General features: G+C 70.6%; 17 protein-coding genes. 7 read left to right on the top strand and 10 right to left on the bottom strand.

Features of this window, described 5'->3' with window-relative positions:
- Positions 1 to 459 precede the first annotated feature (459 nt).
- The 9 genes from F4561_RS18810 to F4561_RS33355 form a co-directional block, all read right to left on the bottom strand.
- Positions 460 to 1752, bottom strand: a complete 1293-nt coding sequence (locus tag F4561_RS18810; RefSeq protein WP_246437232.1) for an ABC transporter substrate-binding protein — start codon at positions 1750 to 1752, stop codon at positions 460 to 462.
- 49 nt (positions 1753 to 1801) lie between these two features.
- A complete protein-coding gene (locus F4561_RS18805) occupies positions 1802 to 2944 on the bottom strand; it encodes a branched-chain amino acid ABC transporter permease (protein ID WP_184580711.1) in 1143 nt (380 codons plus the stop codon).
- A gap of 2 nt (positions 2945 to 2946) precedes the next feature.
- Entirely contained in the window at positions 2947 to 3798 is an 852-nt protein-coding gene (locus tag F4561_RS18800; protein ID WP_184580710.1) for a branched-chain amino acid ABC transporter permease, read from the bottom strand.
- Positions 3799 to 3813: 15 nt separating this feature from the next.
- Entirely contained in the window at positions 3814 to 4527 is a 714-nt protein-coding gene (locus tag F4561_RS18795) for an ABC transporter ATP-binding protein (RefSeq protein WP_184580709.1), read from the bottom strand.
- The gene (locus tag F4561_RS18790) at positions 4520 to 5311 is read right to left on the bottom strand and encodes an ABC transporter ATP-binding protein (protein WP_246437231.1); all 792 of its coding nucleotides are present in this window, start codon (positions 5309 to 5311) and stop codon (positions 4520 to 4522) included. Before F4561_RS18790 ends, F4561_RS18795 begins: the two co-directional genes overlap by 8 nt.
- 296 nt (positions 5312 to 5607) lie before the next feature.
- Positions 5608 to 8394 (bottom strand): helix-turn-helix transcriptional regulator, encoded by a 2787-nt coding sequence (locus F4561_RS18785; RefSeq protein WP_184580708.1) that lies wholly within the window; start codon positions 8392 to 8394, stop codon positions 5608 to 5610.
- Positions 8395 to 9067: 673 nt separating this feature from the next.
- Positions 9068 to 10222: an NAD(P)/FAD-dependent oxidoreductase gene (locus tag F4561_RS18780; RefSeq protein WP_184580707.1), complete on the bottom strand. Its 1155-nt coding sequence runs from the start codon at positions 10220 to 10222 to the stop codon at positions 9068 to 9070.
- Positions 10219 to 10542 (bottom strand): bifunctional 3-phenylpropionate/cinnamic acid dioxygenase ferredoxin subunit, encoded by a 324-nt coding sequence (locus F4561_RS18775; protein WP_184580706.1) that lies wholly within the window; start codon positions 10540 to 10542, stop codon positions 10219 to 10221. Before F4561_RS18775 ends, F4561_RS18780 begins: the two co-directional genes overlap by 4 nt.
- Complete coding sequence (locus F4561_RS33355; RefSeq protein WP_281384102.1) at positions 10539 to 10673, bottom strand: hypothetical protein; 135 nt, start codon at positions 10671 to 10673, stop codon at positions 10539 to 10541. The genes F4561_RS18775 and F4561_RS33355 overlap by 4 nt, the downstream gene beginning before the upstream one ends.
- 496 nt (positions 10674 to 11169) lie before the next feature.
- On the opposite strand from F4561_RS33355, the gene solA reads away from it, so the two are divergent.
- From solA to F4561_RS18745, 6 genes are all read left to right on the top strand, one after another.
- Positions 11170 to 12357, top strand: coding sequence for an N-methyl-L-tryptophan oxidase (gene solA, locus F4561_RS18770; RefSeq protein WP_184580705.1), 1188 nt, complete (start codon positions 11170 to 11172; stop codon positions 12355 to 12357).
- Complete coding sequence (locus F4561_RS18765) at positions 12354 to 13484, top strand: aromatic ring-hydroxylating oxygenase subunit alpha (protein WP_184580704.1); 1131 nt, start codon at positions 12354 to 12356, stop codon at positions 13482 to 13484. Before solA ends, F4561_RS18765 begins: the two co-directional genes overlap by 4 nt.
- 409 nt (positions 13485 to 13893) lie before the next feature.
- The gene (locus tag F4561_RS18760) at positions 13894 to 15117 is read left to right on the top strand and encodes a styrene monooxygenase/indole monooxygenase family protein (RefSeq protein ID WP_184580703.1); all 1224 of its coding nucleotides are present in this window, start codon (positions 13894 to 13896) and stop codon (positions 15115 to 15117) included.
- A gap of 188 nt (positions 15118 to 15305) precedes the next feature.
- On the top strand, positions 15306 to 15773 hold the full coding sequence (locus tag F4561_RS18755) for a biotin carboxylase N-terminal domain-containing protein (RefSeq protein WP_312885614.1): 468 nt from the start codon (positions 15306 to 15308) through the stop codon (positions 15771 to 15773).
- Positions 15770 to 17062 carry an RNA-guided endonuclease InsQ/TnpB family protein gene (locus tag F4561_RS18750; RefSeq protein WP_312885368.1) on the top strand — a complete coding sequence of 431 codons (1293 nt, stop codon included), beginning with the start codon at positions 15770 to 15772 and terminating at the stop codon, positions 17060 to 17062. Before F4561_RS18755 ends, F4561_RS18750 begins: the two co-directional genes overlap by 4 nt.
- Positions 16989 to 18506, top strand: coding sequence for a carboxyl transferase domain-containing protein (locus F4561_RS18745; protein ID WP_184580701.1), 1518 nt, complete (start codon positions 16989 to 16991; stop codon positions 18504 to 18506). Before F4561_RS18750 ends, F4561_RS18745 begins: the two co-directional genes overlap by 74 nt.
- 307 nt (positions 18507 to 18813) lie before the next feature.
- Here the strand turns inward: F4561_RS18745 and F4561_RS18740 are convergent, their stop codons facing one another.
- A complete protein-coding gene (locus F4561_RS18740) occupies positions 18814 to 19824 on the bottom strand; it encodes an AraC-like ligand-binding domain-containing protein (RefSeq protein WP_184580700.1) in 1011 nt (336 codons plus the stop codon).
- Positions 19825 to 20005: 181 nt separating this feature from the next.
- Here F4561_RS18740 and F4561_RS18735 point away from each other — a divergent pair, with 181 nt between their 5' ends.
- The gene (locus tag F4561_RS18735; protein WP_221445541.1) at positions 20006 to 21526 is read left to right on the top strand and encodes a GMC family oxidoreductase; all 1521 of its coding nucleotides are present in this window, start codon (positions 20006 to 20008) and stop codon (positions 21524 to 21526) included.
- Positions 21527 to 21537 lie beyond the last annotated feature (11 nt).

The raw sequence follows: 21537 nt of genomic DNA, 5'->3' as shown, positions 1-21537 counted from the left end.
TGGATTGTGGGTGGTCTGGGTGCTGATCTTGAGGAAATCGTTCCTTTACCGCACGATAGGGAAACGATTTCCTCAAGATCGGCGCGAAAATCGGGCATAGCGGACGCGAGGGGGTGGGTAGCGCAGGTCCTGAACCCCGCGCCGGGCGGAACCAGGCAGTGGCCCTAGGGTGTGCGCCGTTGTCGCTGCTCTGTGGGGCGCGTCACCGCCGGGCACCCGCACCGATTACCGCGGGCCCGGCCACCCACTCTCGTCGCGTGGGCCACCATCGGGCACCAGAAGCGACCACCCGGGGGCGGGCCCACCCAGCACCTTCGCTGCCCCGTCGCGCGCGCCACCACCGGGGGCGGGCCCACCCTCACCGTCCTGGCCGCCCTCGACGCGCCCTCTCTCCGGGCACAAGAGAGCGGGGGCCGGGTTTCCCGGCCCCCGCTCACGGTTTGGTTATCGGGTGGTGCGCTATCCGAGATCGGAGAACGGCGTGACCTCATCAGGGCCGGGCCGTTCCAGATCGAACTCCTCGATCTCGCCGTCGCCGTTGTCGGTGACGCGGACCTCCTGCAGGACCTCGACGTCCCCACCCTCGCTGTACTCCGAGATGTAGGCACCGGTGTAGCCGGCGTGGTTGTCGGGGGCGGTGCTGAACGGCACCAGGCCGGGGCCGGAGTAGTTGTCCTCGTCGAGCGCGTCGATCAGGGCCTGGCGGGTGAGGTCCTCACCGGCGGCCTCCAGGACCATGGCGAACTTCGTGGCCTGCACCATGCCGTAGACGGTCGTGTTGGAGAACGGCACCTCCGGGTCGACGTACTCGTCGTAGACGCCGCTGTAGAACTCGATCCAGGGGTCATCCTGCTGCGCCGCCTGCGGCAGGTAGCCGGTGGCGATCATGCCGTCGAGCAGGGAGTCGGCAGGGGCGTCCGATCCGGACTCCTCGGAGAACTGCTCCAGCAGCCCGGAGAGGGTGACCGTGTCGGCGCCGATGCTGCTGACCATGAACTCGGGTTCGAAGCCGATGCCCGCGGACTCCAGGAACATCATCGCCGAGTAGGTGGGAACGCACGAGCAGACGACGACATCGGTCTCGGCGTCGGCCAGCGCCTCGATCTGCGCCGAGATCGACTCCTGGCCCGAGTCGTAGGACTGCACCTCGGTGATCTGGTCCCCGATGTACTGCTCGAGGCCCGCTTGGGAGTCCTCGCCCACGTCGTCGCTCTGGTGCAGGAGGCCGACATCGGCGTCGGGGAAGTTCTCGGCGATGTACTCGCCCTGGATCTTCGCCTCACGCGTGTAGTCGACCTGGTAGCCGTAGGTGAGCGGGTACTCCTCCGGCTGGTTCCACATGAGGGCACCGGACGAGACGAACAGGTCGGGCACGCCCTCCTCGTTCAGGAAGTCGATGACCTTGGAGTGCGTCGGGGTGCCCAGGCCGCCGAGCATCGCGAAGATCTCGTCGTCGTGCACGAGGTCCTGGGTGACCTCGACAGTGTTGTCGGGTTGGTAGACGTCGTCCTCGACCCGGTAGTCGATCTCGCGGCCGTGGATGCCGCCGTTCTCGTTGATGTAGTCGAAAACGGCGCCCGCCCCCGCGGGGATCTGGCTGTAGCCCGGGGCCGCCGGACCGGTCAGGGGCATGTGCGTGCCGATCACGACCGAGTCATCGGTGACGCCGGTGGAGACGTCGAGGTCCGCCGGCCCGTCGTCCTCCACCTCGCCGGCTCCGGAACAGGAGCTCAGCAGGAGCGCCGCGGCCATTGTGACCACGACAGCCGAAATTGGACTTCGTGCGTGCATAAGGGGGATCTCACTTTCCTTCGTGGGTTGGTGGTACGGACGGGGTGCCGTACCCGGAGTGCTCGCGTGGACGGAGTGCGTTGCCCAGTTGCCGCAGGAAGCCCTGCACTCCGCTCGGCCAGGCCAGGACGAGCGCGATCAGAAGCACGCCGTACAGCACGTGCGGGAGGTTGTTGGCGACGTTGGTGCCCAGGTCGAGAGTGTGTGCGAGCTCGTCGCCCCACTCCTCGACGTAGACCATGGCGATCGCACCCCAGAGCGCCCCCCAGAGGCTGCCGAGACCGCCGAGCACGAGCACCGCCAGGAGGCTCAGTGAGAGCGCGACGGTGAACGTGCTCGGAGTGGCGGTCTTGAGCATGTAGGCCTGCAGGGCTCCGGCGAGGCCGCCGCAACCGGCGCTGATCACGAAGGCGGTCACCTTGACCCGGGCGACCCGGATCCCGGAGAGCGCCGCGGCGGACTCGTCGTCCCGGACGGCGCGCATCTGCCGGCCCAGGCGCCCATGGCTGAGGTTGGCCAGGAACACCAGGACGATCAGGACGGTCAGCCACACCACCCACGCCTGCCAGCTGGTGTTGGGGATCGCGTCGGAGAGCGCGGGCGGGGTGCCGCGCATCAGGAAGTCCAGCCCGTTGGGGCCGCCGAGGAACTCCGAGAACCGGTTGGCCAGTGCGGGCAGCGCCACGGCGAGCGCGAGTGTCGCGCCCGCGAGGTAGGGACCGTGCAACCGGGCACAGACCACCCCGATGATGAGCCCGGCCAGGCAACTGATCGCGGTCGCCAGGATCAGGTTGAGCCACAGCGGCATCATCGGCACGTGGAGGACGAACAGGGCCGTGCTGTAGGCCCCGATGAACATGAACGCGCCGTGCCCGAGCGAGACCTGGCCGCTGAACCCGATGAGGATCCCGAGCCCGGCGATCGCGAGCATGTAGAAGCCGACGCTCGCGATGCGGGTGTTCTCTCCCTGGCCCGTGACCGAGGTGAGCACGATGACGGCGCCCATTGCGGCGCAGGCCGCGAGGATGTGCCGGAGCAGCATCGGCAGGGCGTTCCACCGTGCGACGAGTCCGCGCGGCTTGGGGGTGCCGCGCGTGGCCTCCTCGGCCTTCGGCTCCGCCGCCGTTGCGGGGGATTTCTGCGAACTCGCCATCGTCAGACCTTCCGTGCTTTGGGCCGGGTGAACAGGCCGTCGGGCCGCACGCTGAGGACCAGGATGAGAATGATCAGCGCGGCCATGGGCATCAGTTCCGGACCGAGGTATCCCGAGACGAACGACAGGCTGACCCCGAGGATGAACCCGCCCAGGATCGAGCCGAAGGGGTTGTCCAGCCCGCCGATGACCGCGGCGGCCAACCCGTAGACGAACACCGAGTCCAAGGCGTTGGGGAAGATGAACGGGGGAACGGCGAGCATGCCGGCGAGCGCGCCCACGATCGAGGCGATCGCCCAGCCCAGGGTCAGCATGAGGCCGACCCGCACGCCCAGCATGCGCGCCATCTCGGGGTGCGCGGCGGCGGCGCGCATCCGCAGCCCCAGCGGCGTCCACCGGTAGAGCGCGAACAGCAGCATCGCGGCGCCCAGGATCGCGGCGACGCCGAAGAAGTCCGCCGGGGAGAACTGCCCCTGGTAGTCCATCGGGTAGTTGAACGAGTGCGGCTCGTTGCTCCAGATCATCCCGGCCACGCCCTGCAGCAGGAGCAGCAGGCCGAGGGTGATGATGATCGCGCTCAGTTGGGACGTCTTCTGGACCGGGCGGATCAGTAACCGCTCGGTGGCGGCGCCCATGAGCATGCCGCTGGCCAGTGCGGCGGCGAACCCGAGCCAGTAGGACCCGGTGGCCGTGGTGACGGTGAGGGCGATATAGGCGGCGATGAGGGCGAGCGCCGGCTGCGCGAAGTTCACGACCCGGGTCGCCTGGTAGATGATGATCAGGGAGAGAGCCAGGGCAGCGTAGATCGCGCCCTCAGCCACCCCGTTCAGCGTTAGGTTCGTGAAGTAGTCCACGGTGGTGTTCGCTTTCTAGAAGCCGAGGTAGGCGTGGCGCATCTGCTCGTCGCCGAGCAGGCGTTCCGCCGAGTCGGTGACCGCGATCTCGCCCAGGTTGAGGACGACACCCTCGTTGGCGATGGACAGCGCGCTGTTCGCGTTCTGCTCCACGAGCAGCACCGTCAGCCCGGTGTCGGCGCACAGTTGCTGGATCAGGTTCATCAGCTGGCGCGTCGCCAGCGGAGCGAGCCCGAGGGAGGGTTCGTCCAGCAGCAGGATGCGCGGGTGGCACATGAGGGCGCGGCCGATCGCCAGCATCTGGCGCTCGCCGCCCGACAGGTTGCTGGCGGGCTGGTTGCGCCGCTCGCGCAGGACCGGGAAGAGGTCGTAGGTCGTGTTCAGCGTCGCCGCCCGGTCGGAGCGCCACAGGCCGCCGAGCCGGAGGTTCTCCTCCACCGTGAGCTCGACGATGATCCCGGCCCCCTCAGGGACGTGGGCGACGCCCAGGCGGGCGAGCCGCTCCGGAGCGCAGCGGGTCAGGTCGGTGTCGCCGAGCCAGATCCGCCCGGAGTCCGCGCTCTTGAGTCCGCTGACGGTGCGCAGCAGCGTCGTCTTGCCGGCCCCGTTGGCGCCCAGGACGGCGCAGATGCCGCCTTCGGGAACGCTCAGCGACACTCCGTTGAGTGCTCGAACGGCGCCGTACCTGACCACCAGGTCCTCCACGCGGAACAGCGCGTTCTCACTCATCGTCGCTCTCCTCCGCGGATCCGAGATAGGCGTCGGTGACGGCCGGGTCGTTGCGCACCGTGTCCGGCGGGCCGCTGGAGATGACCGCGCCGAAGTTGAGCACCTCGATGTGGTCGCAGACGTCCATGACCAGGTCCATGTGGTGCTCGATCAGCAGGATCGACACGTGTTCGCGGAGCCCGCGGATCCGGGTGGCCAGTTCCGCGAGCTCGTCGCTGGACAGGCCGCTGGCGGGTTCGTCCAGCATGAGCAGGTCGGGCTCGCTCACCAGGGCCCGGGCCAGGGCAACCCGCTTCTGCACCCCGTAGGCCAGGGTCCCCGGGTACGCACCAGCAACGTGGGTGATGCCGAGCTCGTCCAGGACCACCATCGCGCGCTCGCGCAGGGCCCGCTCGTCGCGTTCGAACCGCCCCAAGCCGGTCAGCATGGTGAACAGTCCGGTCTTGGCGAGCCGCTCGGCTCCGGTCATGACGTTGTCCAGGACCGTCATTCCGGAGAACAGGTTGAGGCCCTGCAGGGTACGGCTGATGCCGTGCCGCGCGAGGTGGTGCGGGCGGAGCCCGTTGAGCCGGTGCCCCTTGCTGCTGATCGTGCCGGTGTTCGGCGTGATCAGGCCCGAGAGCACGTTGAACAGTGTGGTTTTTCCCGCGCCGTTGGGGCCGATGAGGCCCACAACGGAACCGGGCGGCACTGTGATGTGCACGTCCTTGAGCGCGACGAGCCCGCCGAAACGGACCGTCACACCATCCGCGGTGAGAAGGTGGTCGGTGGGAGAGGGAGTCAACCGTCCTCTTTTCTGCATCTTCCTGGGAAGCGGGAACCGCCGATCATGCCCTGATGGGCCACCCTGCGTTGCGAGGAGCGCACTGGTGCGCTGATGGCGCCGCATCGCGCCGCCCGCCCGCCGGGCGGCGTTGCCGCGCACCGGGGATCCGGTGCGCGGCGTGTTTCGGGGCCGGGACATTTGAGCCGGCGCTCCTTCCTGGGTTACTACGGGGACGCGTCCCTCGTGCGGGGCGGCGCGGAAACGCCGAGGGACGCCCAGTCACCCGCGGGGTCGCGAGTATGGCGGCATAGACCTCACGGAGAGTCGGCCGACTGCGAGATCATCCGCGCCATCTCGACGCGGGAACGTACGTTCAGCCGGCGGAATACGTTGCGTAAGTGGTGCTCCACGGTGCGCGGACTGACGTAGAGCTGCGCGGCCACCTCGCGGTTGGTGGCGCCGTCGGCGACCAGTTGCGCGATCTGGTACTGCTGCGCGGTGAGCTGGTCGGCGCGGCTGGGGTGCTCCGTTCGGACCGAGTTACCGGTGGCACGGAGTTCGGCGCGGACACGCGCGGCCAGCAGTCGGGCGTCGAAGTGCTCGAAGATGTCCAGCGCGCAGTGCAGGTGCTCGCGGGCGGGGCCGGGCGAGCGCTGGCGGCGCAGCGTGGTGCCGTACAGCAGCTCGGTGCGCGCGTACTCGATCCCGAGGTGGCCGCCCGTCCGGTGCAGCCGGAGCGCCTCGTCGAAGTTCTCGCGCGCCTCTTCCCCGCTGGCGAGCAGGGCCCGGCACCGGGCGAGGAGCGCGAGCGAGCTCGGGCTGCCGGTGGCGTTGGCCCACCGCTCGTAGTCGGCCAAGGGGGCCTGGGCCCGCTCCGACTGGTCGTCCAGGATCGTGGCCTCCACGAAGTGCGGGATGGCCAGAACGCGGACCGGCGGGTGGTGCTTGCCCGGGCCCGACCTGGCCAGCGCCCGGAGCCGGTAGGCGGCCTGCGCGGCGTCGCCGGTAGACAGGTCCAGGAACGCCAGCGCCCACGTGCTGAGCGTCGCCGGCAGGCCGAGGCTGTTCTCCGCGCTCTGCTCGGCGACGGCGCGCGCCCGCAGTTGGCAGGTGTGCGCGTCGCCCTGGATGGCGGAGAGCAGGGCAAGAGCGGCGGTGTGGTGTGTGGCGACGTTGGGCTGGCCGGTCTCGCGGGCGATCCGCAGCGCGGACAGGGAGTGGCCCAGCGCGGAGGGGTAGCGCCCGGTCCAGAACTCCGAGTAGACGAGGAACTCCATCGCCTGCGGGATGATCGAGACCGCCCCGCGATCCCGTGCCAGCTCTACGGCACGCGTGGCCAGGGTGTGCGCCTGGGGCTCGTCACCCAGGTGCAGGGCCGCGATCGTCGCCCAGATCAGTTCGGGCGGGCTGGACACTCGGGCGGCGAGGCTGACCGTCTCCCGCAGCGGGCTCACCGCGGCCGCGTAGTCACCGCGGAACATCGCGGCCGCGCCCATCAGATAGGTGAGGCCCAGCCGCATCTCGGGCGGGTCGTCGTCGGCGCAGAGCCGCCGCGCGCGCTGTTCGGAGTAGCCGTAGCGGCGGATGTCCCCGGCGAGCGCGGCCGCCTCGGCCGAACGGACGAGGGCGCGCAGCGCCAGCGGCCGGTCGCGGTGCGCCAGGGTCTCCGCGGCCTCGCGCAGCGCGTTGTACGCGTCGAGCGCGTTCCCGCTGCGTAGCGCGATGTTTCCGCCAATGAGGTCGACCACCCCGCGGGAACGTCCCCGCGTGGCGTACGGGCGGTTGCGGTCCAGCAGGTTCTGCGCGCGGTGCGGCTGCCCTGCCAGCCAGGCGTGGTGTGCCGCGGTGGAGAGTCGGCAGCCCTTGAGCCGCGGAAGCGACGTGAGGTCGGCGGCACGCTCCAGCGTGGTCGAGGACGCCTCGTAGCCGTAGCTCTCCCGCACCGATTCGGCGTGCACGGCGAGCTCCGCCGCGAGCTGCGGGTCGGGCCCCTGCGCCGCCGCGGCGCGGTGCCAGGCCTGCCGGGCGGGGTCGCTGCGCGTGCCCAGGGTCTCGGCGAGGAGCGCGTGCGCGGCCCGCCGCCGGTACAGCGGCATGTCCTCGTAGAGCGCGTCGCGCAGCAGCGGATCGGTGAAGACGATCCGGCCGTCGTGCACTCGGACCAGGCCGCGTTCCTCGGCCGGTTCGAGCGCCGCCGCGCTGCCCGAGCTGTGGTCGTGCGCCAGTACCAGGGTGTCGATGGACAGCTCGGGATCGGCCGCGGCGAGCAGGAGCAGGTGCAGGGTGCTGTCCGGAAGGTCGCGAACCCGGTGCAGGTAGGCGTCGCGCAGCTCCTTGCCCAGGGGCAGCGGGTGCGGCAGCGGCTCCTGGCCGGAGAGTTGCTCGTCGGTGAGCCCGTCGAGGAGGGCGAGTGCCGCGTGCGGGTTGCCCCGGGCCGAGCGCAGCAGCTCGGCGCGCACGGTGTCGCTCGGTGTGAGTGGGGCGGCGTCGGCGATGAGCTCGCCCATCGCGCTGTCGGACAGCGGACTCATCTGGAGAGTGGGGATGCCGGGAAGCACGGGTTTGGGTTGGGAGTCGCGCGCGGCACAGAGCAGCACGAGCGGCTGGTCCCGGAGCCTGCGGGCGACGAAGTTCAACACCTCCAGTGAGTGCGAGTCGAGCAGGTGCGCGTCGTCGACCAGGGCCAGCACCGGTCCGGTCCGGGCCAGACCGGTCATCAGCTCCAGCACGGCCATCGACAGCGCGAACCGGTCGGTCTCGGCGATCCGGCCGGTGCCCAGCATCTGGCGCAGCAGTGCCTCGTGGTTTCCGGAGAGTCCTTTCACGTGCTCCATGACTGGGAGCAACAGTTGCTGAAGCCCGGAGTAGGCGAGCTCGGACTCGCTGCTGACGCCGCAGGCTGTCAACCGCGTGTAACCGGTCGTGGAGTCGCGGGTGTCCGCGAGCAGCGCCGTCTTGCCGATGCCGGGCGTGCCGAGCAGCAGGAGGGCTGTCGCCTGCCCCGACTCCGTGCTGCTCAGGGCCCGGGCGATGCGGCTCTGCTCCTGGGAGCGGCCGCGTAGTACGACCGGTGTAAGGATCCGATGAACACCATGCTTCACCCGGCCAATTATCATCAGGAATCCGCGGCTAGAGGAGGCCTGCGCGGAAGGACTGGTGATTTCCCGGATGACCGGGTTCACCCGGTAGGAACGCCCCGAGCCCTCGGGGGTTCGGTCCCGTTTCCCTCCCGGCGGGCCCCGCCGGCGCTCTCACCGGGCGATACCGCTGGCGGGTGGCCGGGCTTTGCCGGCGGCATGCGCACCGCGTCACGTTCTGGTGCCGTATCGGGTATGCCCACGCTCTGTCGTCAGAACCTACCGGATGAGTGAGGGTTGCGCCGTCATTCTGTCACCCCCGGGTTGACGGGCGTGCTCCGGGTGGCGCACATTCGACCCATGTATCGACAACCCCGGGGTGACACGATCACGTGGGACACCGTGCTCGCCCACCGCCCTCCAGACGCGCGCGGCGCCGTCGCCGAGCGCTACTCCACGCCCGGGGGAGGGGCGTCGAACCTGACCGTGGCGACATGCCCAGCGTCGAGAATGTCCGCACGGACACCTTCGACGCGCGAGGTCCAGGACCCGGCGCCGCCGCTGGGAGGGGCAGCGGCGCCGGGGTGGCCGGGCCGCGGGGAGGGCACGCCCGGCGCTCCGGGGCCGCGCTTGCGGCGGGCCCCAGCGGCATGGCGCCCGCGACGGATCGGGGCGCCGAGTGTGCGGGGCCGGCGGCTCAGGCGAGCGAGCGGCGCAACCGGGTGAAGGGGCGCGGCCGGTTCATGGCGAGGACCGCTGTGACCGTGTCGCCGTGCTCGTAGACCGCGGCGAAGGACCGCTCGTCCGGATCGCCTTCGACCACCCGGACCGTGTCCCCGGGGCCGGTCGTTCCGGCGAACTGCAGCCGGACCCCGTACTGGTCCGACCAGAAGTATGGTTTTCGTTGGTACTCCTCGACCGTGGCCCCGGCGAGCAGGTTCCGCACCGCGACCGCGGGCTGCAGGTTGGCGCTGCTCCAGTGCTCGATCCTGGCTGAGCCGCCCCCGGACCGGCACAGCCGCGCGACGTCGCCGACAGCCACGACCCCGGGCACGGACGTCCGGCAGCCCGTGTCGCACAGCACGCCGTCTCCCAGGTCGACTCCGCTGCCGGTGAGCCATGCGGTGTTGGGCCGGACCCCGATCCCGGCGACCACGACGTCGGCTGGCACGTGCCGGCCGTCGTCGAGCTCGACTCCCGTGACCTTCCCTTGCCCGAGCAGTCGCGCGACCCTGGCCCCGCAGAGGAGCCGGACGCCGTTCTCGCGGTGCAGGGCTGCGCAATGGGCGGCCATCTCCTGGCCGAGGACCGGAGCGAGCGGCGCCGCGGAGGCTTCGACCACGGTCACTTCCAAGCCCAGCGCCGCGCACGAGGCGGCGATCTCGGCGCCGATGAACGAGCCGCCCACGACGGCGATCCGCGGCGTGCCGGTGTTGAGGTCGGCGCGCAACGCCTCCGCGTCGTCCAGAGTGCGCAGCACGTGCACCCCCGAGAGCCCTTCGGCGCCCGGCAGCGCGCGGGGGGCGGCGCCGGTGGCGACGACCACGCCGTCGGAGGCGAGTTCCGTGCCGTCGGCGAGGTGGACCACGCGGCGCCGCGTGTCGAGGCCGGTCGCGGGAGTGCCGAGCCGCCAGTCGGCGTCGAGGTCGGCATCGATGTCGTCCTCGTGCAGCGCGAGTTCGGCCGGGGTGGCCTTGCCAAGAAGGAACTCCTTGGACAGGGGAGGCCGGTCGTAGGGCGGATGGTGTTCGGCGCCCACGATGGTGAGGGCGCCGTCGAAACCCTGGGTGCGCAGCGACCGCGCCGCGTTGAGTCCGGCGAGCGACGCGCCGACCACCGTTACCTTTCTCATGCGGCATCCTCGGCCATCACCGCGACGTGCACGAAGACGTGGCCGTCGTCCTGCACCGAGACATGGTGGGTGCGTACCGCACGCCTCGCCGGCAGGCAGCTCGGGACCCCGGTGCGCAGGTCGAACAGTGCCTCGTGCAGAGGGCACTCGATGAAGCACCCTTCGAGCCAGCCGTCCGAGAGCGACGCGTCCTGGTGGGTGCAGGTGTCGTCGATCGCGAGCAGTTCTCCGTCGACGTTGAACACCGCGATCGGCACGTCGGCCTGCACGAGCACGGACTCCCCCTTGGGTAGGTCGTCCAGGTGACATGCGTAGATCATGACGCCTCCTTGTGGGTGTCGCGGATCGCCGCGATCCGGTCGAAGTGCCTGCCGCCGGGCTCCGGTCGGCACACGGGACGCGCCCGGGCGGGCAGGCGATGCACGGGGATGTGGGAGTTGGGGCCGGACATCCAGGCTTAGTTTCATAGTTCGCAACTTAATGCCCGATGCGCAACAGTGTCGGACTCCGTCGGGCGTGCCGTCAAGACCCGGGAATCCACCATTTCCCAGCGGGTTTCCCGGAAAATCGTTGATCGCGTCAAGGATTGACGTATGATCGAATCTGCTGCAGTGTGTTGTGTATAACGCATTGCTCATCGTTATACGCAACACTCTTCGTTCTCGTCTTCAGTCCTCGTGAAGGGGCCCCGTTGAGTGCTCCCGCCCCGCCCCCGACGGAGAACGGGCCACGCACCGTACGCCGGGCGAACACCCCGCCAGCGCGACCTCCGGGTCCACGGCGGACCGCCCGGCCGCAAGCGTGACCGCCCGCGCCCGTCCCTGTTCTCGGCCGCGTCCCCGGAACGCCGGTGCACGGCCGCAACCGAATCCCCTGCCGCCCCCGCGACGACCCATGCCCCCCGCTGACCTGGCACCCGCAGTATCCACCGGGAGGAGCCACCCACCATGGCCACCACCTACGACGTCGCCGTCATCGGCCTCGGCAGCATGGGCAGCGCCGCCGCCCGCCAACTGGCGTCCCGAGGCAGGCGCGTGCTCGGACTCGACAGCTCGGCCCCCGCGCCCGAGCGGCGGGGGGAGCCCGACGGCGCGCAGATCATCCGGCAGACCTGCTTCCGGCACCCCGACTACGTCCCGTTGCTGCGGCGCAGCTACGAGCTGTGGGACGCCGTGGACCACGAGTCCGGCGACCCCGGCCTGATCACCGTCACCGGCGGGCTGATGCTGGGCCGCCCCGACAGCCGCACCGTCGCCGGAAGCCGCGCCTCCGCGGAGCGGTGGGGGCTGCCCTACGAGGTCCTCGGCGCCACCGAGATCCGCCGCCGGTTCCCGGCCTTCACGCCCGGCCCGGGCGAGGTGGGGGTGTTCGAGCCGAGCGCCGGGCTGGTGCGTCCCGCGGCCACCGCCGCGGCGCACCAGCGATTGGCCGAGCGGGACGGCGCCGACCTGCGCTTCGCGGAGCCCGTAGCCCGGTGGGAGGCGCTCCCCGGAGGCGAAGGGGTACGGGTGGTCACCGGCAGGGCCAGCTACACCGCTGACCGGCTGGTTGTCTGCCCGGGTGCCTGGGCGCCCGAGCTGCTCCCCGGCCTCGGCGTGCCGCTGACCGTGGAACGCCAGGTCCAGCACTGGCTTGAGCCCCGCGACGGGCTGGGCCCCTTCCTCCCCGGACGCCACCCCGTGTTCGTGTGGGAGGACCGCGAACGGGTCCGGATGTACGGCTTCCCGGCCGTCGACGGTCCCCAAGGAGGCGTCAAGACGGCGTTCTTCCGGCGCGGCCGGCCGTGCACGCCCGAGAGCATGGACCGTGCGGTGCGCCCCGCGGAGATCGCCGAGATGTCCGGCTACCTGACCACCCGGCTGCCCCAACTGCCCGGCCGCTTCCGGCGCGCCACCGCGGCACCGCGTACCAGCACCCCCGACGAGCACTTCGTCCTCGGTGCGCACCCCGAGCATCCCCAGGTCACGGTGGCCTGCGGGTTCTCCGGGTACGGCGCCATGCTCGCGCCGGTTGTCGGGGAGATCCTCGCCGACCTGTCCACCAGCGGAAGCACCGCACACCCCATTTCCCTGTTCAACCCCCGCCGGGAGCTCCCACTCCCCGCCGGCCCGATCCCAAGCGAGGTGACCTCGTGACAACGACCGAGCTGACGTCCAGCCTGATCTCGACCCTGCCCGGGCACTACTATACCGACGCGGAGCTGTTCCAGCTGGAGCAGCAGCGCGTGTTCGAGGAAATGTGGTTCTGCGCGGTACGCGCCGCGGATCTCGACCGTCCGGGCGCCTTCCGCACGGTGAGCGTTGGGCGGGAAAGCGTTGTCGTGAGCCGGAACCGGGCCGGTGAGGTGCGCGCGTTCCTCAACGTGTGCCGGCACCGTGGCGCGCGGCTGTGCACCGAGGAACAGGGCCAGGTCCGCCGGTCGTTCAAGTGCCCCTACCACGCCTGGACCTACGACCTCGACGGCGGCCTGGTCGCGGCCCCGAACCTGGCCAGCATGCCCGACGTCGACCGCGCCGCGCAGGGCCTGATCCGGGTGCACGTGCGCGAGTGGCTCGGCTACGTGTGGGTGTGCCTGGCCGACGAGCCACCGTCGTTCACCGAGACCGTCGAGGACGTCGTCGCCCAGCGGCTCGGCACGGCCGAGTCCATCACCAACTACGGTGTCGACGGCCTGGCTCTTGGCCGGCGGATCAGCTACGACGTGCGCGCCAACTGGAAGCTGGTCATCGAGAACTTCATGGAGTGCTACCACTGCGGGACGATCCATCCCGAGCTGACCGAGGTACTTCCGGAGTTCGCCGACGGTTACGCCGCCCAGTACTACGTGGGGCACGGCGCGGAGTTCGGATCCGAGGTCGAGGGGTTCACCGTCGACGGCAGTGCCGGGTTCGAGCGGCTCGACGGCGTCACCGAGGACCAGGACCGCCGCTACTACGCGATCACCGTCCCGCCGCAGGTGTTCATCAACCTGGTCCCCGACCACGTGATCGTGCACCGGATGTTCCCGATCGCTGTCGACCGCACCCTCATCGAGTGCGACTGGCTGTACACCCCCGGGATCATCGAGTCCGGTGCCGACATCTCCCGCTCGGTGGAGTTGTTCGACCGGGTCAACCGGCAGGACTTCGACGCCTGCGAGCGTTGCCAGCCCGCCATGGCGTCGCGCGCCTACCGCGCGGGCGGGGTGCTGGTGCCCGTGGAGCACCACATCGGGGAGTTCCACACCTGGCTGGCCGACCGCCTCGCCGACACGGTGCAGTGAGGACGCCGGGGCGCCGGGTACCCGGCGCCCCGGCCGCGCGGGATACCCGCCAGTCCTCTTCAGGAGAACGACCCGCGGAGCCCGCGCCGGCGTTGCTGGCCGCTGTGCCCCCCCCGCGCGCGGATCCTTGCCGGTCGGCCGGCTAATGGTGACGTTGCGTCGCAACAGGGTGCTCGCCATCCGGTGTGTCCGGCCCGCCGGAGGATTGGCGGAATCCGTTTCATGGCGGGCGTTGTGGGGATTGCGGTGAGACACGAAGGCGTGCGCAAGTGGCCCACGGGACGCTACTGAGAGTTATCGATGCACGTCTGGGCTTAGGTTGAGTTTGACAAAGCGGAATCCTCGCCACAACGATTACTTCTTGCACTTTGGTTTTTGTGTGTGACAAATCACCAGTGGAGGGGGAGCGATGCGGCGCGTGCTGATCGTTGGTGGCGGGCAATCCGGCTTGCAACTCGCACTGTCGCTCGTAGCGCACGACTATGACGTGACGATCATGACCGTGCACGACCCCGATGAGCTCCACGAGGGGCGGGCCGTCGCGCCGCAGCTCCTCTATGACGAACCGCGCCGGGCCGAGCGCAAGTACGGGCTCAACTTCTGGGACGACGAAACCCGGGCCGTCACCGACTTCCGCATCTCGTCGAGCGGGGAGATGCCGCAGTTCGACTGGACCGGCCGGCTCGACGCGCCCGCCTACTCGGTCGACGAGCGGGTCAAGATGTCCACCTGGCTCGACCTCTTCGAGGCGCAGGGCGGGAAAGTGATCATCCACGGCGCCACAGGCTCCGACCTCGACCATCTGTCCAAGATGTTCGACCTCACGGTCGTGGCCGCCGGGCACAGCGGCCTCGCCGACATGTTCCCCGTCGACACCACGCGCGTCCTGGCCCGAATGGCACCGGTCGCGACCGCCGTCGCCTACGTCGAGGAGGTCGGGGACGACCCGGACCTGGAGGGGATCGGCGTGGACCTCACGCCGGGGCTGGGGCACATGATCTCCTGGCCGACCTACTCCGTGAGCGGCCGGTGCCGGCTGGTCTTCCTGACCGGTCCCGCCGATGCCGCGCTGGCCGACTGGCCGCAGCGGATCTCGCCGCAGGAGCACCTGGACCGGATGCTCGGCCTCATGCGCGAGTACCTGCCGCACCGCTACGAGACCTACCGGAAAGCCAGTCTGGTCGACAGCCAGGCCGTGGCCCTCGACCGGGCGAACCCTTTGGTACGCCAGCCGATGGTGCGCATGCCGAGTGGCGGAATCGTCATGGGCATGGGGGACACCGTGGTTGTGACCTCCCCGGCGCTGCAGCAGGACGGCAACAACGCGAGCAAGGCCGCCGAGATCTACCTGAACTCGATCCTCGAACAGGGCGACGCCCCGTTCGACGAGGAGTTCGTGTCGCGGACCTTCGAGCGCTACATGGCCTACGCCGGGCACTTCACCGGCGACATCGCCTGGTTGCTGCACTACACACCGGCCTACGTGATCGAGATGTGCGTGGCCGCCGACACCAACCAGGCCCTCGCCGACCGGTTCGTGAACGGGTTCAACGACCCGCCGGAGCTCGCCACATGGTTCACCGACGAGGCGACGACCCGCGCGATGATCAAGGGCGAGCTGCCGGCGCGGTGACCCCGCCCGGGCGGACTCGCCCCTCTGCCCGGCAGTGCGGGCGTCGCAGCGGGCGGTGGCACGGAACCGGATCGCGCAAAGATCCCGGTCGTTTCCCCGGCCGCAAAAGTGACATTGAAGTCGATTCCACCCGCGGTGGATAATCTCCGGGCAACCGCCGGCCGTGGAAGGACCGCCCCTTGCCTGGTGTGCTGATCGCCAATCGCGGCGAGATCGCCGTCCGGATCCATCGCGCGGCCGCGGCCCTGGGGCTGCGCACAGTCGCGGTATTCGCCCCCGAGGACCGCGATTCGCTGCACGTGCGGCTGGCCGACGACGCCCACCCGCTCGACGGCGCGGGCGCCGCGGCCTACCTCGATAGCGACCAGCTCACCGACGTGGCGCTGCGTGCCGGCTGCTCCCTGGTCCATCAAATCTTCCTGAGGGGACCACCGGCTTTAGCCGGTGGGGGAATCAGGGTGCCCGCGCAGCGGGACAAGGGCAGCCGAACCGCCGCCAGGCGGCCCGGCGTTCACCACAGACCACGGCACGTAGATCTGTGGCGCTTGTATACTGTCCGTGTGTCTGTGACTCGGAAGAGTCGCCGGCTCGCCGGCGGCGTGCGAAGCTTCCAACTCTGTGGTCGTCGTACTTCGCCGCGGCGGTCGGTGCCGTGAGCGCCGATACGGTGCAGCAATACATCGACACTCAGTGGGAACGCCCGGGCACGAAGAAGGGAGGGCCACGCGTGATCCGCGCGTACAGGTTCCTTCTTCGCCCAACAGTTCGCCAACAGGTCGCTCTTGCCGCCATGTTGCGCGACCACTGTTCGCTGTACAACGCCGCTTTGCAGGAACGCCGCGACGCCTACGCCCACGTCTCTCAGACGCGGATCACCTACGGCGACCAGTCGGCACAGCTCACAGAGATCCGGGATTTCGACACCGAGCGGCAGGGGCGGTGGTCGTTCTCTTCCCAGCAGGCCACCCTGCGCCGTTTGGACAAGGCGTTTGTGGCGTTCTTCCGCCGTGTGAAGGCGGGACACAAGCCGGGCTATCCGCGTTTTCGTGGGGTGGGACGCTTCGACACGGTCGACTTTCCTAAGGACGGCGACGGGTGCCGGTGGGACTCCACCCCGAAGGACACGGTGCGGCGCGTCCGCTTCCAAGGCGTCGGGCACGTGCGTGTCCACCAGCACCGCCCGGTCAAGGGACGCGTCAAGACCGTTTCGGTCAAGCGCGAGGGAAACCGGTGGTACGTCATCCTCGCCTGTGACCAGGTGCCCGCCGAACCTTTGGAACCCACGGGCCGGGTGACGGGTATCGACATGGGCGTGGCCTCGTTCCTCACCACGTCGGAGGGTGAGCACGTCGACAGCCCGAAGTTTCTCGCCCGGTCGGCTGACACGCTCGCCGCCGCCCAACGCGACCTTGACCGGTTCCCCAAGCGCATCAAGGCCCGAAACCGCACCCGCAAGCACCAGGCGGCACAGGCCAGGGTGACCCGGCTGTATGCCAAGGTGGCCCGCCAGCGTCGTGACCACCACCACAAGAAGGCGCTCGACCTCGTCCGCCGTTTCGATGCGATCGCCTGTGAGCGGCTCAATATTGCGGGCATGACCACGGCGCCCGCCCCCAGACCCGACCCCGAGCGACACGACGCGTTCCGTGCGAACAACGCCGCCGCCAAGGCCGGGCTGAACAAGAGCGTTCTGGATGCGGGGTGGGGGGTGTTCCTGGGAATCCTCGCGCACAAGGCTGAAAGCGCCGGTCGTGAGCTGATCCCGGTGCAGGCCCGCAACACGTCGCGCACCTGCCCGCGCAAAGCGTGTGGGCACGTCAGCGCGGACAACCGCCCCAGTCAGGAGAAGTTTCGCTGCCTCCGGTGCGGCTATGCCGAGCACGCCGACCGGGTGGCAGCGATCAACGTCGGTATCAGGGCCGGGCTGGTCCTTCCTGTCCCTTGACCGGAGAGCAGGAGAAGCCCGCCGCTTCAGCGGCGGGAGGAGTCACCCCGGATACGGCTTCCTGAGCGAAAGCGCCGCTTTCTCCGAAGCGTGCGACAAGGCCGGCCCCACCTTCGTCGGGCCGCCCCCGGAGCTGCTGGAACTGTTCGGCGACAAGACTCGTTCCCGCGACCTCGCCGCGCGCAACGGCGTGCCGGTGCTCGCGGCCACTGCCGGCGCGACCACTATCGGCGAGGCGCGGGACTTCCTCGCCGGCCTCGGGCCGGACTCCGGGGTCATGGTCAAAGCGCTCGCGGGCGGCGGGGGACGGCCCGGCGACACCGACACCACCTCGGCCTCAGCGCTCGACGTCACCACGTTCTCGACCATGGGGCGGCTCAGCGGCCAGGTCCCGACCGTGGGCATCGCGTCCGGGCGGTGCTTCGCCGGCAACGCGGCCCTGCTCGGCTGCTGCGACGTCGTCATCGCCACTCCGGACGCCACGATCGGCATGGGCGGTCCGGCGATGATCGAGGGCGGCGGCCTGGGCCGCTTCCGGCCCGAGGAGGTCGGTCCGGTATCGGTCCAGGCACCGAACGGCGTCATCGACCTCCTCGCCGACGACGACGCGGGGGCCGTCCGGGCCGCCAGGACCTACCTGTCCTACTTCCAGGGAGCCGCCGACGACTGGGAGCAGGCCGACCAGCGCGCACTGCGCCACGTCGTCCCGGAGAGCCGGGTGCGGGTGTACGACATCCGCGCGGCCATCGACGTCATCGCCGACACCGGCTCCGTCCTGGAGCTGCGGCGCGACTTCGGCGTCGGTATCAGCACCGCCCTGGTGCGGGTCGAGGGGCGGCCCATGGGCCTGGTCGCGAACAACCCGGCGCACCTGGGCGGCGCCATCGACCGCGACGCCGCCGACAAGATGGCCCGGTTCCTGCAGTTGTGCGACGCACACGGGCTCCCCGTCGTGTCGCTGTGCGACACCCCCGGCTTCATGGTCGGTCCCGACGCCGAACGCACCGCGACCGTTCGGCACTTCAGCCGGCTGTTCGTCACGGGCGCCAATCTCAGCGTCCCGATCGTGGCGGTCGTGCTGCGCAAGGGCTACGGGCTCGGCGCGCAGGCCATGGCCGGCGGGAGCTTCCGGGCCCCCGCGGCCACCCTCGCCTGGCCGACCGGCGAGGTCGGCGGCATGGGCCTTGAGGGCGCCGTCCGGTTGGGCTACCGCCGCGAGCTGGAGGCGATCGAAGATCCCGCCGAGCGGCAGCGCGCGTTCGACGAGCTGCTCGCGCAGCAGTACGCGCGCGGCAAGGCGACCAACGCCGCGTCCGTGTTCGAGCTGGACGACGTCATCGATCCGGCCGAGACCCGGCGATGGATCGGCACGGCGCTGTCCGGATACGACGGGGACGGCCGCGGCGGCTCCACCGGGCGGCGGCCGTTCGTCGACACCTGGTGAGACGTCCGCGTTCGGAGGGTTCCCGGCTTGCCCGCTCGGGTTGCGGCAATGAGACCGCGCGGGGGATGAGGCGTGGGGCTGCGGGGGAGCCGCCGGGGCCGCGCCGGAGTGGGTTGCGGCAATGGGGCACCCCGCGAGCGAAGCGAGAGGGATGCCAGCTTGCCGCTGAGTGAAGGTGCACGGTGCGCTCGGCGGCAAGCTGGCTCGCTCGCCGCGCTCGCTTCGCCCCATTGCCGCAACTCTCCCCGCGGGGGCGCCTCCGCGGGCTCGCTTCGCCCTATTGCCGCACCCCTCAGCTGGGGCGCGGTCAGGCGAGCCCGGCGGCTTCGCGGATCTCGCTGGGCGTGGCACCGTACTCGGCCCGCATCGCCCGCCCGAGGTGGGCGGCGTCCATGATCCCCCAACGGGCGGCGATGGCGGCCGTGCCGCGTTGGGCCAGGGCCGGGTCCCGCAGGTCGCGCCGGATGCGGTGCAGCCGCTGGCGCCGGATCCAGGAGCCCAGCGCGATGCCCCGGGCCCGCAGCCGCTTCTGCACGTAGCTCACCGAGACCCCGTGGGCGCGCGCTACGGACACGAGCGAGAGTCCCGGGTCGGCGAGGTTGGCGTGGCAGTGGGCAAGGATCTGGTCGGCGATGTCGCCCCCGGTGCCGGAGTCGTGCGGGGTGACCCCGGCGAACGTGGAGACGACCAGCGAGACCAGGGCGTCGGCCAGGTGCAGCGTGGCCGGGGCGGGCGCTGTGTCCAGATCCGTGCTGAGGTCGCTGAGGCCGGTCAGCAGGGTGGCCACCAGGGGCCGCACCCCCTCGGAGGCGGGCACCGCGCGGGCGGTGCGGTCGCCGAGCAGGTCGGCGTGGGCCCCCAGGGCCGGCCAGGGGATCCCGATCACGACGGTGTCGTAGGGCTCCTGGAACCGCAGGCGGTAGGGGATCCCGGTCTCGTAGGCGACGAGGTCGCCGGGCGCGACCTCGCTCTCCCGCCCGCCCTGGACGACAACGCCGTGCCCGCGTTGCTGCAGGGCCACCTTGAGCATCCGCGGGGAGTCGCAGGCGGGCGCGGAGGCGTCATCGCGGCGGACAACGGTGGGCGTGCACCCGATACGGGTGACGATCAGGTCGTTGACCTGGATGCCGCGGAAATGCGCGCGGAAACCGTCGCCGTTCCGGCGTCCGGCCGCGGTGCGCGCGGTACGCGCGTCGCTCCCCCCGGCCGGGCTCGCGGGGGTGATCCGCAACGGGACGAACGCCTTGGAGGCGCGGGCCTGGAACTCCTCGACACACGTGAAGGTCGCGTCAACGATTCCGCTGGTCGATGTGTGCATGCGGGGCCGCCCTGGAGTCGGTGACGTTGGCGGGCAAAGCGAGCGTAATCCGCGGGTGTGGCGTGGGCAACACTGGGGGCGGTCCGGGCGTACGCCTATTGGCGGTGGCACGTACCGGTTCTGGCGGCCGTGTGACGCTCCTCACTCCTATCGTTCGACCCCAGTCACTCGAGGAGGACCGGTGCCAGCGGAACAACCAGAGTTCGACTATGTGATCGTGGGCGCGGGCACGGCCGGCTGCGTGCTGGCCCGCCGGCTGGTGGACGCCGGGCACAGTGTGCTGCTCGTCGACGCCGGAGGCCGCGACACCAATCCCGATATCCACGACCCCGCTGGTGTTTGGAACCTGTGGGGCTCCGAGACCGACTGGGCGTTCAGCACCGAGCCGCAGCAGGCAGCGGGCGGCGTCACCGTGTCGTGGCCGCGCGGCCGGGTCCTGGGCGGCAGCAGCTCCCTCAACGGCATGGCCTACGTTCGCGGTGCCGCCAGCGACTACGACAACTGGGCCTATAACGGGTGCCCGGGCTGGGGCTACGCCGACGTGCTGCCCTACTTCACCAGATCCGAGGACTTCCGGGGGCCGGCGTCGCGATTCCACGGCACGGGCGGGCCGCACCCGGTCACCCCCAACGAGCACCCGACCGCCGTGTCCGCCGCGTTCGTGACCGCCTGCCAGGACTACGGAATCCCGTTCAACCCCGACTACAACGCCGAGGAGATCCTCGGCGTCAGCCTGATCCAGCAGGCGGTGCGCAACGGCCGCAGGGTCAGTGCCTGGACGGCCTTCGGTGTGCCCGTCGCCGACGAGGAGCGGCTCAGCGTCACCACCGACAGCCTGGCCACCCGGCTGGTCTTCGAGCGCGGGAGCTGCGTCGGGGTGGAGCTGCACAAGGCCGGGAACACCAGTGTGGTTCGCGCCCGCGGAGAGGTGATCCTCTCGGCCGGCACCATCGGCTCGGCGCAGTTGCTGCTGCTCAGCGGGATCGGCCCGGCCGACGAGCTGCGGCGGCTCGGGATCGAGGCCCGCACCGACCTGCCCGGCGTGGGAGAGAACCTGCACGACCACCTGCTCGTCCCCCTGGTCTGGGCGGCGTCCGCACCGATCGAGCGAACGCGGGGCACGCCCCTGGAAGCGCACTTCTTCGCCAAGAGCGACCCCGGCATGCCCGCGCCCGACCTGCAGCCGACGTTCGTCCCGCTGCCGCTGCCCGTGGCGGGATACGACAGCCCGGACCCCGGCTACACGCTGCTGGCCGGCGTCGTGCGCCCGCTGAGCCGAGGGCGGCTGTGGCTCCGCTCGGCCGAGCCGGACGACGTGCCCGCGCTGGACCCCCGATACCTGTCCGAGCCACGGGACAGGGAGGCGATGGCCCAGGCGGTGCGGATGTGCCGCGAGATCGGTACGGAGCCCGCGCTCAACGACTGGCGCGCCGCCGAGGTCGCCCCGGGGCCGGGCGTCACCAGCGACACCGAGCTCCGCGACTACATCCACGCCCAACTGCTCACCTACCACCACCAGGTCGGGACCTGCCGGATGGGCCTGGACGAGACGGCGGTGGTCGACCCGGAGCTCCGCGTGCGCGGCGTGGACCGGCTGCGGGTGGTCGACGCTTCGGTGATGCCGGCGATTCCGTCCGGAAACACCAACGCCCCCACGATGATGATCGCCGAACGCGGTGCCGAGCTCGTACTCGAAAGCTAGCGACGAGAGGG

Source organism: Lipingzhangella halophila, from assembly GCF_014203805.1.
Taxonomy (GTDB): Bacteria; Actinomycetota; Actinomycetes; order Streptosporangiales; family Streptosporangiaceae; genus Lipingzhangella; species Lipingzhangella halophila.
The sequence above is the reverse complement of the archived record's forward strand: the minus strand, read 5'-3'. Positions and strand labels throughout refer to the sequence as shown.